This window comes from Staphylococcus sp. GDY8P120P, assembly GCF_017892065.1.
In the GTDB taxonomy this organism is placed as follows: Bacteria; Bacillota; Bacilli; order Staphylococcales; family Staphylococcaceae; genus Staphylococcus; species Staphylococcus nepalensis.
In genome coordinates, this window is the sequence record NZ_JAESKI010000007.1 from 267,562 (window position 1) to 284,041 (window position 16,480).

16 protein-coding genes are annotated in these 16,480 nt (G+C 34.6%); 7 read left to right on the plus strand and 9 right to left on the minus strand.

All coding sequences use genetic code 11. The features are described from left to right. The first annotated feature begins 20 nt into the window (after positions 1-20). The 5 genes from KA900_RS05765 to larC are packed head-to-tail and all read left to right on the plus strand — an operon-like array spanning position 21 to position 5,281. Positions 21-1,178, plus strand: coding sequence for a 2-keto-3-deoxygluconate permease (locus KA900_RS05765; protein WP_096808239.1), 1,158 nt, complete (start codon positions 21-23; stop codon positions 1,176-1,178). Positions 1,179-1,180: 2 nt separating this feature from the next. Then, complete coding sequence (larA, locus tag KA900_RS05770) at positions 1,181-2,443, plus strand: nickel-dependent lactate racemase (RefSeq protein WP_096808238.1); 1,263 nt, start codon at positions 1,181-1,183, stop codon at positions 2,441-2,443. Positions 2,444-2,486: 43 nt separating this feature from the next. Further along, positions 2,487-3,302 carry an ATP-dependent sacrificial sulfur transferase LarE gene (gene larE, locus KA900_RS05775; RefSeq protein ID WP_186330064.1) on the plus strand — a complete coding sequence of 272 codons (816 nt, stop codon included), beginning with the start codon at positions 2,487-2,489 and terminating at the stop codon, positions 3,300-3,302. Positions 3,303-3,328: 26 nt separating this feature from the next. Continuing rightward, positions 3,329-4,099 carry a nickel pincer cofactor biosynthesis protein LarB gene (larB, locus tag KA900_RS05780; protein ID WP_096808236.1) on the plus strand — a complete coding sequence of 257 codons (771 nt, stop codon included), beginning with the start codon at positions 3,329-3,331 and terminating at the stop codon, positions 4,097-4,099. 6 nt (positions 4,100-4,105) lie between these two features. Continuing rightward, positions 4,106-5,281, plus strand: coding sequence for a nickel pincer cofactor biosynthesis protein LarC (larC, locus tag KA900_RS05785; RefSeq protein ID WP_210139358.1), 1,176 nt, complete (start codon positions 4,106-4,108; stop codon positions 5,279-5,281). A gap of 116 nt (positions 5,282-5,397) precedes the next feature. Here larC and KA900_RS05790 read toward each other — a convergent pair whose 3' ends face one another. The 8 genes from KA900_RS05790 to KA900_RS05825 form a co-directional block, all read right to left on the minus strand. After that, positions 5,398-6,621 (minus strand): putative glycoside hydrolase, encoded by a 1,224-nt coding sequence (locus KA900_RS05790; RefSeq protein ID WP_210139359.1) that lies wholly within the window; start codon positions 6,619-6,621, stop codon positions 5,398-5,400. A gap of 218 nt (positions 6,622-6,839) precedes the next feature. Continuing rightward, positions 6,840-7,829 carry a Gfo/Idh/MocA family protein gene (locus tag KA900_RS05795; protein WP_210139360.1) on the minus strand — a complete coding sequence of 330 codons (990 nt, stop codon included), beginning with the start codon at positions 7,827-7,829 and terminating at the stop codon, positions 6,840-6,842. A 198-nt stretch (positions 7,830-8,027) separates the two neighbouring features. Further along, on the minus strand, positions 8,028-8,228 hold the full coding sequence (locus tag KA900_RS05800; protein WP_096823743.1) for a hypothetical protein: 201 nt from the start codon (positions 8,226-8,228) through the stop codon (positions 8,028-8,030). A gap of 159 nt (positions 8,229-8,387) precedes the next feature. Beyond that, the gene (gene lplA, locus KA900_RS05805; protein ID WP_210139361.1) at positions 8,388-9,410 is read right to left on the minus strand and encodes a lipoate--protein ligase; all 1,023 of its coding nucleotides are present in this window, start codon (positions 9,408-9,410) and stop codon (positions 8,388-8,390) included. A gap of 9 nt (positions 9,411-9,419) precedes the next feature. Further along, positions 9,420-10,304: an SIR2 family NAD-dependent protein deacylase gene (locus KA900_RS05810; protein WP_115341835.1), complete on the minus strand. Its 885-nt coding sequence runs from the start codon at positions 10,302-10,304 to the stop codon at positions 9,420-9,422. Further along, the gene (locus KA900_RS05815) at positions 10,297-11,082 is read right to left on the minus strand and encodes a protein-ADP-ribose hydrolase (RefSeq protein WP_096808229.1); all 786 of its coding nucleotides are present in this window, start codon (positions 11,080-11,082) and stop codon (positions 10,297-10,299) included. The genes KA900_RS05810 and KA900_RS05815 overlap by 8 nt, the downstream gene beginning before the upstream one ends. A 3-nt stretch (positions 11,083-11,085) precedes the next feature. After that, the gene (locus KA900_RS05820) at positions 11,086-11,418 is read right to left on the minus strand and encodes a glycine cleavage system H family protein (protein ID WP_210139362.1); all 333 of its coding nucleotides are present in this window, start codon (positions 11,416-11,418) and stop codon (positions 11,086-11,088) included. 25 nt (positions 11,419-11,443) lie between these two features. Continuing rightward, on the minus strand, positions 11,444-12,448 hold the full coding sequence (locus KA900_RS05825) for an LLM class flavin-dependent oxidoreductase (protein WP_096808227.1): 1,005 nt from the start codon (positions 12,446-12,448) through the stop codon (positions 11,444-11,446). 261 nt (positions 12,449-12,709) lie between these two features. Between KA900_RS05825 and KA900_RS05830 the strand changes: the two genes are divergently transcribed. Beyond that, positions 12,710-13,939, plus strand: a complete 1,230-nt coding sequence (locus KA900_RS05830; RefSeq protein WP_096808226.1) for an NADH-dependent flavin oxidoreductase — start codon at positions 12,710-12,712, stop codon at positions 13,937-13,939. Between the two features lie 161 nt (positions 13,940-14,100). Here the strand turns inward: KA900_RS05830 and xylE are convergent, their stop codons facing one another. Then, positions 14,101-15,402 carry a D-xylose transporter XylE gene (gene xylE, locus KA900_RS05835; protein WP_210139363.1) on the minus strand — a complete coding sequence of 434 codons (1,302 nt, stop codon included), beginning with the start codon at positions 15,400-15,402 and terminating at the stop codon, positions 14,101-14,103. A gap of 2 nt (positions 15,403-15,404) precedes the next feature. Here xylE and KA900_RS05840 point away from each other — a divergent pair, with 2 nt between their 5' ends. Continuing rightward, on the plus strand, positions 15,405-16,382 hold the full coding sequence (locus KA900_RS05840; RefSeq protein ID WP_348634575.1) for a right-handed parallel beta-helix repeat-containing protein: 978 nt from the start codon (positions 15,405-15,407) through the stop codon (positions 16,380-16,382). The last annotated feature ends 98 nt before the right edge of the window (positions 16,383-16,480 follow it).

The window sequence follows — 16,480 nt, forward strand, 5'->3', positions numbered from 1 at the left end:
ATATTAAGGGGATGTTTGTTATGAGAATTAAGGATACAATAGAAAAAATACCTGGCGGGCTGATGGTCGTGCCATTATTACTGGGGGCTTTTATCAATACGATTGATCAATTGCATCTCAAGCCAATAATGAATTTGTTAAAATCCTTAGGCGCCCCCAAAACTGAAGAAGGCTACTATGAAATGCTGCAAATTGGTGGATTTTCACAAGAATTATTTAAAGATAGCGCACTTGTCTTAATAGCTCTATTTATTTTTTGTGTAGGAAGTCAAATGAACTTAAAAATTGGCGGCAAAGCATTAAAAAAAGGTATGCTATTAACAACAACTAAATATTTTTCGGGTCTAGCAGTGGGTCTTTTATTAGGTTTGCTATTTGACCCTTGGAATGGTTTATTTGGATTATCTACAATAGCCATTATTGCAGCAATGACAAATAGTAATAGTGGCATGTATGCTGCTTTAACTAGTACATATGGCAATCGTTCTGATGTAGGCGGTTTGTCTATACTTGCTATTAATGACGGTCCATTATTAACGCTGATTTCACTAGGGTTTATTGGTACAACATTTCCTATTATCTCATTTATTTCTGTTTTGTTACCATTAAGTATAGGAATGATTTTAGGAAATCTTGATCCTAAAATTTCAGAATTTTTACGCCCAGGCGAAACCATACTTATTCCCTTTTTTGCTTTTTCTTTAGGCGCGGGTATGAATTTAGCTGAATTCTTTAATTTTTCAGTGTTATCAGGCGAATTAACACTAGCATTATTAACTTTTATTTGTACTGCATTTACAGGCGTCATTGCCTTTAAATTATTCAAAGAAAAAAGCGTCATTGCCCCTATTTCTGAATCTTCTACAGCGGGTAATGCTGTGTCTACACCTGCAGCAGTCGTTGCAGCCGCTTCAACTGCTTTAGCAAATGGCAATTTAAGTCAAAATGAATTTGCCATGATAGAAAAAATAGCACCACTCGCTACGGCACAAATTTCAATTTCGGCCATAACAACAGCGATATTGTGTCCAATAGCTGTTATTATGGTAGATAAATATCAAAAAAACAAAGGTGTTTATGGCACAAATGAATATTTTACTCACAAATCATCTATTAATGCGAATGAACAGCGCAGTTCACGCGTTTATGTAAGCGCTTCATATAAGGAGGATGAATAAATTTGAAAACCGAAATATTATATGGCAAATCAAATCTTAACGTTGAATTACCAGACAATAGCGTATTAATTGAACCCACCCCTATTCCTGCACTTGAAAACGACATAGATGCGATACGCAGTGCATTGCAGCATCCTATTGATTCAGAACCACTGAGTGATTTAGTCCAACCAAACCAAACGGTTTCAATCGTAATTAGCGATATCACTCGCCCCACTCCAAATCATGTACTCGTACCATTAATTATTGAAGCATTAGATCATGTGCCTTTAGAAAATATTGTTATTATTAATGGCACTGGTACGCATCGTGACCAAACTAGAGATGAATTAATACAAATGCTCGGCGAGGATATTGTTAATCATGTTAGGATTGTTCATAACCATTGTAATGACAAAGAAACTTTAAAAAAAGTAGGCCAAAGTAAATACGGGTGTGATGTTTATTTAAATAAAGACTATGTTGATTCTGATTTCAAAATTGTAACTGGCTTTATTGAACCACATTTTTTCGCCGGCTTTTCAGGTGGTCCAAAAGGTATCATGCCTGGTATTGCTGGCATAGACACAATTATGACGTTTCACAATGCTAAAATGATTGGCGATATCCGCTCAACATGGGGCAATATGACAGATAATCCAGTACAAGATATGACGAGAGAAATTAACGCAATGTGCAAACCTGATTTTATGTTAAATGTCACGTTGAATAAAGAAAAGGAAATTACAGAAGTATTTGCTGGTGAATTATATAAAGCACATGATAAAGGATGTGCCTATGCTAAAAAGCACGCTATGTTTAGATGTGATCATCGTTTTGATGTGGTCATCGCTTCTAATTCAGGTTACCCGCTAGATCAAAACCTATATCAAACAGTCAAAGGCATGAGTGCCGCTCATAAAGTGGTTAAAAAGGGTGGCAGTATCATCATGTTATCTGAATGTAGCGATGGTTTTCCAAATCATGGTAATTATGCAGAAATACTTAAAATGGCAGACACACCTAAAGCACTTGTTGAAATGATCAACGACCCTAACTTTGCTATGTTAGACCAATGGCAAGTACAAAAACAAGCCGTAATTCAAACTTTTGCACATGTTTATTTATACTCCAAATTAACCGACCAACAAGCAAAAGATGCTATGTTACATCCAGTTTCAAATGTAGAAAAAACATTAAAATCTTTAGAAGAAAAATATGGAAAAGATATGACGATTGGTGTTATGCCACTCGGCCCACTAACCATACCTTACGTAGAATCGTAATATTTAAGTTTTAAAAGTAATTATTAAGGAGGCAATTTAAATGATGACTCAAATACAAAATAAAGAAGAAAGACTTGAAAATATCTTAAAAGAAATGAAGCAAGTGATAGTCGCTTTTTCGGGCGGTGTAGATAGTAGCCTTGTCTTAAAAAAAGCAATTGATGTATTAGGCAGCAGTAATGTCAAAGCAGTTATTGTTAAATCTGAATTGTTTAGAAATGAAGAATTTAATCAAGCTATACAATTAGGACACATACTAAATGCACATATTATAGAAACTGAAATTGCAGAATTAAAAGAACCACACATTGTTGAAAATACACCTGACAGTTGGTATTACAGTAAATATTTATTGTATGCAAAACTTGAAGAATTAAGAAAAAATAATGCGTTTCATTATGTTCTAGATGGCATGATTATGGATGACATTTCAGATTTCAGACCTGGACTTAAAGCAAGAACTGAATTTGGGGTGAGAAGTGTTTTACAAGAAGCCGATCTTTATAAAGATGAAGTACGAGAATTGAGCAAATTACACGATCTTCCTGTTTGGAACAAACCAGCACTTTGCAGCTTAGCTTCTCGTATTCCTTATGGAGAACCTTTAAGTTTTAATAAAGTAAGCAAAGTGAATGAAGCTGAAAAATACATTCTTAGCTTGGATATAAATCACGTTAGAGTACGTTATCATCATAATATAGCACGTATTGAAGTTGATGAAACTGATATTCCTACCATTATCCAACACAGAAATCAAATTACTCTATATCTTAAAGAACTTGGATTTGATTATGTAACAATCGATTTAGAAGGTTATCGTACAGGTAGTATGAACGAAGTTATGCATACCCATGACTGATTTAATAACATAAAGGTGGCTTAATTATGACAGATCATTATGATTCCATTGAATCATTACTGCAAGCTGTAAAGACAAATCAATTATCCGTTTCTGATGCTAAAGCTGAATTAAATCAATATGATGAATTAGGTTTTGCAAAGATTGATTTGCATCGAAGCAAACGGCAAGGTTTTCCCGAAGTCATATTTGGGGAAGGCAAAACTGAAAAACATTTGATTAAGATTATTCACTCACTATTATTACACGAGGAAACGGTATTAATTACTAGAATAAATAGTGAAAAAGCGAATACTATTATTACAAAATATCCTCAGTTAGAATACCATGCAACAGCAAATATTGTGTGTACACGCTTAAATTATATACACAAAACCGAACGGCAAACAGCCATTATTTGCGCTGGTACTTCTGATCTCCCTGTTGCTGAAGAAGCCGCCGTGACAGCAGAAGTGATGGGGATATCAGTAAAACGATTTTACGATGTTGGCGTTTCAGGTATACATCGACTTTTCGCCCATATTGAGGATATACGCGCCTGCAATGTTTCTGTAGTAGTTGCCGGCATGGAGGGTGCGTTGTCGAGTGTCGTTGCTGGTTTAGTTGATCATCCTGTGTACGCAGTACCAACCAGTATTGGATATGGTGCTAATTTAGACGGGGTCACGACGCTACTTTCTATGGTTAATTCTTGTGCGCCTGGTACAAGCGTCCTTAACATTGACAATGGCTTTGGTGGAGGGTATAACGCTGCCATGATTATCAATATGCTAGAACACCATTCAAAGATGGAGTGATTTTATATGACAAATGCAATTTATTTAGACTGCCACGCTGGTATTGCTGGTGATATGCTTTTATCTTCACTTGTAGATTTAGGCGCAGACGTCGCTTATATTGAAACTCATTTACAACGTTTACCGTTAAATGAGTTTCAAATGCAATTTTCAAATCAGAATAAAAAAGGCATTCAAGCCAAATACTTAAATATAGAATTTAATGAAGCGCATCATCATAGAACTGCTTCTGATATTTTTAAAATAATACAAAATAGCCATTTACCAAATAGAGTCAAAATGCGTAGCCAAAAAATATTTAATACCATTGCTCAAGCAGAAGCTAAAATTCATGGCATGTCAGTAGAAGATGTCCATTTTCATGAAGTTGGCGCTATGGATTCTATTATTGATATTATTGGTGGATGTCTTGCTTTAGAAAATTTAAATATTGATGAAATATACGCTTCTCCTATACCAACGGGAGGCGGTAAAGTAAACATCGCTCATGGACTATATACGGTTCCGGCGCCGGCGACTGCTGAAATTTTGAAAGGTATCCCACTTGCTTCGTTCGATATTGATAGTGAATTAACCACACCAACAGGCGCAGCTTTTATTAAAGCATTAGCGTCTAAAATTGGCCCTTTACCTTCTATCACAATAGATCATATTGGTTATGGTTGTGGAACAAAAAATTTCGACTTTCCAAATATCTTAAGGGCAATTCAATTTAAAACAAAAGATAACACACCAACACAAGTACAAGTCATTGAATGTCAAATAGACGATATGTCTGCAGAAATGTTAAGTTATTTTCTTGAACAAGTATTTGAAGATGGCGCGTTAGATGCCTACTTTACTCCGATTACTATGAAAAAAAGTAGACCCGCAACAAAGCTTACTATCATTAGCAAAATTGAAAACGCGTCATTTTTTGAAGACTATGTCCTTAAAAACACAACTTCTCTAGGCGTCAGAAGTTATACAGTTAATCGTAAAGTGCTTCATAGACAATTCGAAACGGTTCATACTAGCTATGGTGCTATTTTAGTAAAAACTGCTATGTTAAACGATAAAATCATTAAAGCAAAACCCGAATTTGAAGATGTACGAAACGCTGCTATTCAATCAAACACACCTTTTGTACAAGTATATGACCATATCAACCAAGAAATTCAAAAACACATACAAATTGGTTGAAATTTCATTAGAAAAAGACCCCACTGAACCAATTACTATACTGAGACTCTAAAAGTTACATTTTCAGTTTAACTTTTAGAGCACAGATTATACATTGAGTGGGGTTTTTAATATCATTATTTATCTTTTTTATGATCAGGCTGTTTAGCATTTGGATTCGAATATTTTTCCGGGCTATAATCCGCACCTTTTGTATAATTACCTGATGCATCCCATAATAAAAATTCATCAATACCATGATCTTTTAGCGCTTGGATTTGTGCTGTTACCTCATCTTTATCATATACTTTATAACGCCCCTCCCCTAAGTAAGAAGCTGTAAAATCTTGAAGCCATGGACGAGATTTAACTTTTTGGCTATCTATCCCTTTAAGTGCTTCTTTTTCTTTATCTAAATAGCGATCTATAGTTTTATATGGTTCTGTATCTGGATTTTCTAATCCAAAATCACCAGGGTTCCAATGTGATGGATAAATCATCGATGAAATAACATCGACGTTTTTAGCAATCTTGGGAAAGCTTTGTCCAATACCTGGTGTTTCTTTAACTGTAGCTGCGTACCCAAATACATCTGCAGACGTTTGAACATCATATGATTTCAAATCTTTACGTGCTGATTTTAAAAATTCTGTAATCGTATCTACCCGTTGTTCAACCTTATTCAATCCACTCTCTTCGTATTTACCACTCGAATATTGTAATGATTGATCTTTATTTTCGAATCCTTCTGGAAAACGGACGTAATCAAATTGTATTTCTTTAAATCCTGCCTTGGCGGCTTCTTTTGCTACATTTAGATTATAGTCCCATACATTAACATTAAATGGATTTGTGAAACTGTCTCCCCCTTCATTTTCCCATACGTTACCTTCAGATGTTTTAAATGACCAGTCAGGTCTTTGATTTGATAGTTTTGAATCTTTGAATGTAACAATACGCGCAATTGGATAGATATCATTTTTTTCCATTTCTTTGATGATTTTTTTGGCATCTATTCGGTCTAAGGTATTACTACGAATTAATTTATTATCGCTTTTCAAATCCATCGTAATATTACCTTCGTCATCTTTGACATCGATAACCATCGCATTCAATTCCGTATCGTTTATGAATTTAACCAGTTCATCAAATTGTTCATTACTTGTTGCGCCTGGCGCAACATATATGCCTTTTACACCATCTTTCGGATAATCGATTTTACTATATGTATCTTTGCTTGATTGGCTTGTTTTCTTATCTTTACTGCTATTTTTCTCATTGTTCGAATCATTATCATTGTTACAAGCAGACATTACTAGTGCCATTGCCAATATAATTGTTAGGAATTTCCATACGCGCATCGACTTACAACCTCATCCCCAAATATTTTACTAAAAAAAGATTTTTTAATATTATTATATTTCACACTACCTACGATATATTATTTTAATATTTTAAGCAAGGCGAATTACTATTGTGTGTCACGAGGGGGAACCATAAAAAAGAGCAAGACAAAAATTCAATTTTTTAAAAGAATTCATTGCCTTGCTCAGCTATTTATATACTGATTTTTTAAATTTCACTTAATAGATGGACCTATATTAATGTTAGCGCTTGATAACGCCTTCTCTAAAACATCTACCACGCAAATACTATGTTCTAATTGTTTTAAAGCAAATTCAGTATTTTGATTACGGATAACTTGCTCAATTTTCACAAATTCCTCATACATCCGGTGGTTATGTAGATTGACTTGATAATACTGTGTGCCGCCCGTATGGTATTTTAGCTCAAATGCCTTTAATTCATTCGTTGGTCCTTTAATATGGATAGTTGCTTGATCTCCTTGGATATAAGATTGATTATCTGAATTAGAATCTTTAGCTCCGATACAGACAACTTTCATGCCATCATAATCTAGTTGTAAAATTCCGGATGTATCAATATTATTTTCTACATTTGCATAATATGCTACTTTACTGGGCTCACCAAATAAAGCCAATGCTAAGTGAATATTATAAACATTGATATCCATTAATGCGCCCCCACCTTGTTTTGGGTCAAATGCAGGCTGAATCATACCTTTTTTAAAATCATCATATCTTGAAGAGTACTGTGAATAGTTAAATTGAGCAATCTTACAATTCCCAATTTCTGAGATAGATTGTTTTAACACGTCATAATTACTTAAATATAAATTCGTAATTGCCTCAATGATAATCACGCCACGCTCTGCCGCTAAATCTTTTAAAGCGATTAACTCTGATTTAGTTAATGTAAATGGTTTTTCACAAATCACATGTTTACCTTCTACTATCGCTTTACGCGCATAATCAAAATGAAGGTGATTCGGTACAGCTAAATAAATCGTATCTATACTTTCATCTTTTAAAAATGCTTGATAGTCTTCAAAAACAGACTTTATTTCAAATCGTTCTTTTAATTGAGCGACATTGCCCGGGTTACGACCAGTTGTAACTATACTTTTTATTTTTATTTCGGGTATTTCTGACATAACTGGCAGTGCTTCTTTGACAATTTTACCTGCTCCAACTATACCAATGTTCATAACCATCCTCTTTTCATTGTCATTTTAATTGTTATATCATATGTGTCTAAATAATGACTGATATTTCTCTATTTTATATTAATAGTTTATATAATTAAAGTTTGTGCATCACTTATAACATTTCTCAATTTTTTATAAAAATTAAATAAAAAAGCATCCCATTCTAGGGACACTTCTTAATCTCTCTGCTCAGAAGATTTATAACTGGTTAAAATTATTTTCTTGAACGTCAGTTATTTTAGCAACCTCTATAGTTTGTTCTTTAGGCTCTAATACGTGTATATATTGTTTATCGTCGTTATCTTCAACCTTGCTCACCTTTATACGGTCATGCTCTATTGTTTCAATAATAATTCGACCATGTTTATTTAAAGCCTCTATAACTTGTTGTTTATCCAATATTAAACCTCCTTAAGCAATAAATAATAGCTTAATATTTGTTTACCCATAAAACAATTTCTAAATCAGTCACTGCTCAAATTTTTAGTTTAATAAAAAGCAGGATGTAATCTATTTATTCAAAAAAATGTCATGCCCACTTCAACATCGCTTAATATTTTAACTTAATATCAAATCTACAAGTTCTTCAGCAGAAGTTTTACCAAAATAGTAAGCAACATCGATTGCACTTAAAGCCTCGAGTAAATCTGCTTTAATGACTCGTACACCAATGAGTTGTTGCTCTACTTCTTTAATATTACCTTGACCAAAGAAATCACCATAAATACGGCATGCAGCAATGCGGCCTTTTTCAACTGAAAGTGTAATATCAACTGTGCCGGCTGCTAATTTTGCATCTCTATTATATTCATAACGTGGGGAACGCCCGTAATTCCATTCCCAGTTTTTATATTTTGAAGCGACCGTTTCATCAATAGCTTGCCAATCTTTTTCTGTTAATTCATAACGTTTAGCATTATTGATATCGTCTAATTCTAATAATTGTTCAACCATCAAATCTTTAAATTCGTGTATGGTAACATCTTGATATGCTGCCGCCAAGTAATCTCGTATATTTCCAACTCTTGATCTTACGGATTTAATACCTTTTGATTCAATTTTTTTACGGTTGGGCTTTAATACTTTGACCATAGGTTCATAATCGACATCTAATAAGAGAGAATAGCCTCCATAGATACGGCCTTGTATTAAGGTCATCGCAGCTCCCGAAACTTTCTTGCCATTAATTTCTAAATCATTACGCCCACTTTGGACGACTTCAGTAGCTCCAAGATGATGTAGTGCATTAATTGCTGGCTCATAGAATTTTTGGAAATCGCCGTAAATCGAATTATCATTTTGTAATAGACAACACATATTTACCGCACCGCGATCTACATAAACCGCACCGCCACCTGTCTCTCGACGCATAACTTGTATGTCATGCGCATCTACATAATCTTGATTAATTTCTACTGCTGTATTCTGAAAACGACCTATCTCTACTTTGGGGTCGCAATAATAAGGCAATAAAATATCATCGTCTAAAAATATATTTTGACTAACATAGACCTGCATTGCTGTACTAACAGCGCCATCCGTAATATATTCGCCATTTCGAATTGGTTCAATTAAATACATAACTTTCTCCTACTTAGTTAATTTATTATTTGCTTCTGTAATTAATGTCGAAATATCATCAGTTAAATGTACTGTTCTTTCACGTATGTTTTGCGGTATACGATACGCTTTTTTATTCAACGTCATAAATAGTGCATCGGGATTATGGCGTGTCATTCGCTGAAATGGATGTTTCACAAATTGCGGTGTTGTGTACCCAATACCGATTTCTAAATATAACACTTTGCCTTCTTTATGGTTTTCGAGGAATTGATTATAACGCTTGAGTTGTGCTTCAAAATCTGCATCTTCAACCATCCCTACTTGTGCTTTTCGCTTATTTATTTCCATTGGTGCATCACACTTTGGACAATGCGGCATAAGTTCGCGTGGTACTTCCATATTAGATTGTGCTTTAACCATTTGACGGATAGCTGCATCATCTCTATACGTTTCTGCGTGACAATGTTGGCTACATTGCCAAAGAATATATTCTCCTTGAATATGAAACACCTTATTTAAATCATAATTAGCTACTGCAAATGCATTATCTGCATTTGTTGTAATAATATGATGTGCTTTGTCTTTTAGTATTTCTTTTAATGCGATATACGAAGCACCTACTGGTTGGTCTAAGTAATTCAATACAACGAACCGACTTTGAAAGGCCCAATATTCTTGCCAACTTTCAAATGTATGGAGGCTTGCTTGTAACATATCAAAAAAACCGTACTTTTCTATAAAGTCTGGAAAATTTTGAGTAAATCTTTTGCCAATATAAGTAAAACCATCTGATGCCGACATACCTGCGCCGATACCAACAACCACTGCATCTGCTTCATTGATAGCTTCTGCTAAAACATCAGATTGACTATTATGATTGGTTGATATGGCACGCCATGTTGATTCAGTCATAACGTTTTAGTTCCTCCTTGTATAATTGAGCATCTGTATCAGTATACACATTAAAAATAATATTCATATCGATGTTATGCTCTTTTTTATATGCCAATACAGTATCAATAGCAATCTTTGCCGCTTCTACTTGCGGAAAGCCAAACACCCCTGTAGAGATGCAACAAAACGCAATACTATCTAAATGATGTTGTTCTGCAATTTCTAAACAACTACGGTAAGAACGTGCCAACAAATCCTTATTCATGTTTGAGACTGGTAATTTATGGATTTGTGGTCCTACTGTATGAATAACATGTTGAGCAGGGAGATTATATCCTGAAGTTATTTTAGCTTTGCCTATACCTTCTTTTTTACCTTGTTGTTCCATAAGTTCATGACACGCTAAACGTAACTGTACACCTGCTTTTGTATGGATAATGTTATCAATACAATTGTGATTAGGCTCAAAACAGCCTAATAACCGACTATTAGCTGCATTCACGATAGCATCTACTTTTAATTGGGTAATATCACCTTGCCATAAAAACACATCATCGCCTATAGATGGCGATAATGTGTCCATAGTAGTCATAAAATGATTATTATACGTTTGTAAAAACGCATCTTGAACATTTAAATACATCTCAGAGATAGGTTGAGGCGGTCTTATATTTGCAAGTCCCCTATACATTTCCCATTGGGCTGTGTCACTCTCTGGCAGGTCTAATGTAGCTTCACCATAAGCTTCACGCCATAAGTATTCAATTAAATACGATAAACGTTCTTGTTGTTGCATATATTATGCCTCTGGAAGTGTATTAAATGCTGCTTCGTCAACATTTTCTAATTTAATTAACCAATTTTCTTCTGGCTTTTCTGAATTTAAAATTGTCGGTTCGTCTTCAGCTTTGGTGTTACGTTCTACAATTTTGCCTGCTAAAGGAGATTGAACGTCTAGCACTGTTTTAGAAGCCTCGATACTAACAATTTCATCGTCTACTTCAATATCATCATTACCCATAAATTCAACATAACCAACTGTACCAATGTCATCTTGTAATTCTGGTGTCATACTATAAACATATTGCTCTCCTACTCTTTCTACCCATAAATAATTCGCTAATTTTTTCATAATCATAACTTCCTTTCATAAATCATTATAAATATATTTCTGCAAGTAATTCAATTGCTCGACAACGCGCTTCGATACCTGGTATTAAAGGCACCACCATCACTTCATCAGCGTCAAATTTTTGTATCATACTATCTAATCGTAGTTTTACAGTATCTTTGGTACCAACAATCATACGCGCACGGCCTTGAGTTATTTGGCGCTTATCCCGCTCTGTTAGGTGATACGCGTTTGCTGTATCAATTGTAGGCATGTGTTCAAACTCAGCAAATTGTTGTTTACCTAATAGCCAAATGTCTAGGCTTTTACCTAAAGCTTTAGCTTCTTCTTCTGTATCAGCTAAAGCAATAAAAACAGTGACCATCACAGTTGCATCCATATTCAATGAAGAGGGTTGAAATGCATCACGATAGATATCGACGCTATCTTTCGCTCTATCTATAGCGTTAGCGCTAGGTAGCAAAAATGTACCTAACGTGTACCCCATGCCTTGTGCACCTGCTTTTTTAGCAGATGCCACACTCGTGCTTAGTAACCACATCTGAGGAATGGTACTTGTGCTTGGTTGCGCTACAACATGGTCATGTCGTTGTTTAGTTTGCTGTTCTGTTAAATACTGACGGACGTCTTCAATAGACTGCCCGTAGTCTAAAAAGCGTGCTTTGGTTTCGTTCATAGCTTCTTTCACATATGATGTACCTGCATTATTGCCTATCCCTAAATCAACTCGGCCGGGATGTAATGCTTCTAACATACGAAAATTCTCAGCTACTTTATATGGACTATAATGAGGTAACATGACCCCACCAGAACCCAAACGAATTTTTTTTGTTTTATTCAATATTTGCATCATTAACAATTCTGGACTACTACATGCAAATGCTGGAACGTTATGATGTTCTGTCATCCAAAAACGCTTATAACCGAGTTTGTCAGCTAACTGTGCTAAGCGAATAGTATCTTGTAAGGCATCTTCAGCAGTTTTGCCTTCATCAATGATAGCGTAATCTAACACATTAAATTGGACCACTTGAAATACCACCTCCACTAATCATACATCATACGATACGCTTTGTTAACGTTCATTCTTTAAGTAAGTATATTTGAGTATCTAACCACTTTCAGTTAAGATAAATCCAATACATTATCCTCATCTAATAGGATAACCCATATAGAGAATTTTTGTTAGATTTTGCTTGAAAAATTCTCTACTTTTTTAATTATTTTGACCCTAATCTCATTAAGTGTTACTTTAAAATTAATTATTACAACGAAGATAGAGGTTTTAGTTATGAACACTAATTATGATGCATTATTTGAACCATTGACATTACCGAACGGGGTTATTTTAAATAACCGTTTTGTTTTATCTCCAATGACGACCAATTCTTCCACACAAGATGGCCATATTACAGAACAAGACATTAAGTATGCGCGCCGTCGCGCACATTCTGCGCCACTTCAAGTTACTGGAGCTGCCTACATTGAACCCTACGGACAATTATTTGAATATGGATTTAGTATTACTGATGATCGTTGTATTCCAGGGTTAACCACATTAGCTAATGCGATGAAACAAAGTGGCAATAAAGCTATACTACAACTTACGCATGCTGGTCGTTTTTCAAACCAAGCCATTTTAAACTTTGGACAAGTCTATGGTCCAAGCGCTATGACGTTAAACACACCAATCAAACATGAAGTATTATCTATGTCTAAAGACAAAATTAAATCAGTAATACAACAATATGCCGATGCGACTTCTCGAGCGATTAAAGCAGGATTTGATGGCGTTGAAATTTCAGCTGCACAACGTTTATTAATACAAACCTTTTTCTCTACTTTTTCTAATTTAAGAACTGATACCTATGGCAGTCAAACTTTAGAGAATAGATCCCGTTTTGAATTGGAAATATTAAAAGCGGTTCAAGCTGTTATTGATCGAGAAGCACCACCTCAGTTTATCTTAGGTTACCGTGCGACACCAGAAGAAACGCGTGGTAGTAAGGTAGGTTATACTGTTAGTGAATTTAATCGTCATTTAGACTGGGTGTTAAAAACTGCCGATATTCAATACTTAGCAATTGCCAGTTGGGGTCGCCAAATTTACCAAAACAAAGTGCGCTCAGAGGGTAAGCATAAAGGTAAGTATGTTAATGCAGTCGTTTATAAATATATTAATGGACGTGTCCCTCTTATTGCTAGCGGTGGGATTAATTCTCCTGAAAGTGCATTAGACGCCCTACAAAATGCAGATATGGTTGGTATGTCCTCACCTTTTGTCACAGAACCGGACTTTGTTACAAAATTAAAAGATCATAGACCAGAAGACATTGATTTGCATGTCACTTTAGATGACATAGATGAATTAGCCATCCCTTATGCAGCGTTTAAAGATATTGTAAAAATGATGGATTATGGTGAAGGTTTAAAAAAAGAAACACGCGATGAGTTGCGCAAACTGGAAACAAATTACGATGCAGTGAATTATCAAGAAGTGGAAACAGAAGATGAGAAATAGACCTCTTTTTGATATTATGATATCAACGCCAATATAGATAAACAGCGTTTAAAACCTTATTTAACAACCTATATTCATTTAGTAAATGGTTGTAAAAATTATAGAAGACCCTGAGATTACAAATGACTGTCTCAGGGTCTTCTAGTTCGCTATCCTTACATTTATTTTTGCCAAATCGATTCTATTTCTTCTAATGTTTTACCCTTCGTTTCGGGGATAAATTTCCAAATAAAGAGACCGGATAAAATACTCATTAATGCGTAAAAACTATATGTCATTGTCCCACTGATATCCATCATGAATGGATATGTAGAAGTGATTGTAAAGTTGGCTAACCATTGTACTGCAACTGCAATGGCCATAGCAGCACTTCTAATTCTATTAGGAAATATTTCTGATAACAATACCCAAATGATAGGTCCCCAACTCATCATAAATGATGCAGTATAAATCACCATAAATACTAATGTAATCACACCAAATGTACCGTTGGCTGTCAGCACACTCATTCCAATCATACCTATAGCCATACCTGTTGAGCCAATAATCAATAACGGTTTACGTCCAAATTTATCTACATATAAAATCGCAATTACGGTAAATATAACATTAACCAATCCCATGACTACTGTTTGTATCATAGAAGCGTTGCCGCCTGCCCCTAAATTTTCAAAAATTCTTGGTGCGTAATATAGTGCCACATTGATACCAATAAATTGTTGAAAAATTGATAACACGATTCCACAAATGATGACCGTTTTGCCAAAGCTAAATAATGGCGCTTTTACATCATTACCTTTGCGCTTAGTAGATAAAATATCATTCAATACATTTTGCGCATGCTGTTTAGAATTGTATATCTTATTTAGCACTTCAAACGCCGCTTCATTTTTATTAATTAAAGTTAAATATCTTGGTGTCTCTGGCACCATAAACAATAATATAAAAAATAACGCTGCTGGAATAGCTTCTGTTATAAACATATAGCGCCAACCAATAGCGTCTATCCAATGGGATGTTTCTCCAAATGTAATACCATAGTTCACAAAATAAACGACCAACATACCGAAAATAATCGCAAATTGGTTCCAAGAAACAAGTGTTCCTCTTATTGATGATGGAGAAATTTCACTTATATACATAGGAGAAATTGCGGAAGCTAACCCAACACCTATACCGCCTATAATCCGGTAAAAATTAAACATTAATAATAAACCTAAACTAGCATTGCCTTGCTCAAAGAATAGAAATTCTGGATACCCAGATAATATGGCTGAAATAATAAATAATATTGCAGCTATTTGTAATGATTTCTTTCTACCTAGCCTACTTGAAAAGTTGGATGATAATAACCCGCCAATCACACAACCTATCAAGGCACTTGAAACAGTCAAACCATGAATAAAACTACCATAATCAGCTGTTAAATAACGTTGTAATCCATGATTGTGGTCAAAACGCAATCGTGGGCCATTTAGGTAGTGCTTTTAGTTTTATTTATAACAACCATATTTATAATATTGGAAACAGACGAGAATTCTTTGGTCATGAAATTGCAGGCATAAAATTGCACGCAGCGCTTGATACGCAAGTATATAATAATTATGTTCATCATTGTTCTTTAGGTATGTGGTTTGATTGGCAAACGCAAGGTACTAGAATTAGTCAGAATATATTTGCACATAATACTAGGGACTTATTTGTAGAAGTGAGTAGCGGCCCTTATTTGGTTGACAATAACATTTTAACAGCTGATTACGCATTAGATAATCATGCTCAAGGTGGTGCATATATTAATAATATCATTAGTGGTGAAATTGTTCATAAATTAATGTTAGATAGAGCTACACCTTATCATGTGCCACACAGCACTTTGATTTCAGGATTTGCACCAGTTTACGGTGGTGATGATCGTTTTTATAATAATATATTTATCGGAAAAAACGGTATTAAAAATATTGGAACTAGTATCTTCAACGACTATACTGTATCATTAAAAGAATATATAGACTTAGTTTCACAAGAAGAAGGAGACCACGAAGCTTTTCATAAAATCAAACAACCAGTATTTATTAACCATAATGCCTATTTTAATCAAGCTGAACATTTTGACAGAGAACAGTCATTTATTCAAGACAACGCGTTTAATCCAAATCTTAATATTCAAGAGGACAACTCGGGCGTTTATTTGGATATGACGATTCCTGAATCATTGCTGAATTTCAAGGGGGATATTCATTCCACATACTCTCTTCCTAAAGTAAGACTAGTAGATGCTGATTTTGAAGATATTGATGGTAGCCCTTTAACATTAAGTTCCGACTTATTAAATCATTCTAGAATTGATATGGCTACACTAGGACCAATCCAACAATTGCGGGTAGGAAAAAATCATATTTTACTATGGGAAAAAGATAATAATACAAAAAATAGTATAGATTAGTTAATAAATGAGGCCCTTTTAAATATTTCATTTTAATAGCATAAGCAAAAACTGAGCGGTATCATGTAATCGTAACACCTCTCAGTTTTTGTTTATAT

Coding starts and splice junctions, on each gene's coding strand:
- KA900_RS05815 (WP_096808229.1), bottom strand. CDS start 11,082: ATGCAACAACAAGAACGTTTATCGTATTTAATTGAATACTTATGGCGT.
- KA900_RS05795 (WP_210139360.1), bottom strand. CDS start 7,829: ATGAACATTGGTATAGTTGGAGCAGGTAAAATTGTCAAAGAAGCACTG.
- lplA (WP_210139361.1), bottom strand. CDS start 9,410: ATGTATTTAATTGAACCAATTCGAAATGGCGAATATATTACGGATGGC.
- KA900_RS05820 (WP_210139362.1), bottom strand. CDS start 11,418: ATGAAAAAATTAGCGAATTATTTATGGGTAGAAAGAGTAGGAGAGCAA.
- KA900_RS05810 (WP_115341835.1), bottom strand. CDS start 10,304: ATGACTGAATCAACATGGCGTGCCATATCAACCAATCATAATAGTCAA.
- KA900_RS05830 (WP_096808226.1), top strand. CDS start 12,710: ATGAACACTAATTATGATGCATTATTTGAACCATTGACATTACCGAAC.
- KA900_RS05790 (WP_210139359.1), bottom strand. CDS start 6,621: ATGCGCGTATGGAAATTCCTAACAATTATATTGGCAATGGCACTAGTA.
- larC (WP_210139358.1), top strand. CDS start 4,106: ATGACAAATGCAATTTATTTAGACTGCCACGCTGGTATTGCTGGTGAT.
- larB (WP_096808236.1), top strand. CDS start 3,329: ATGACAGATCATTATGATTCCATTGAATCATTACTGCAAGCTGTAAAG.
- KA900_RS05765 (WP_096808239.1), top strand. CDS start 21: ATGAGAATTAAGGATACAATAGAAAAAATACCTGGCGGGCTGATGGTC.
- larE (WP_186330064.1), top strand. CDS start 2,487: ATGACTCAAATACAAAATAAAGAAGAAAGACTTGAAAATATCTTAAAA.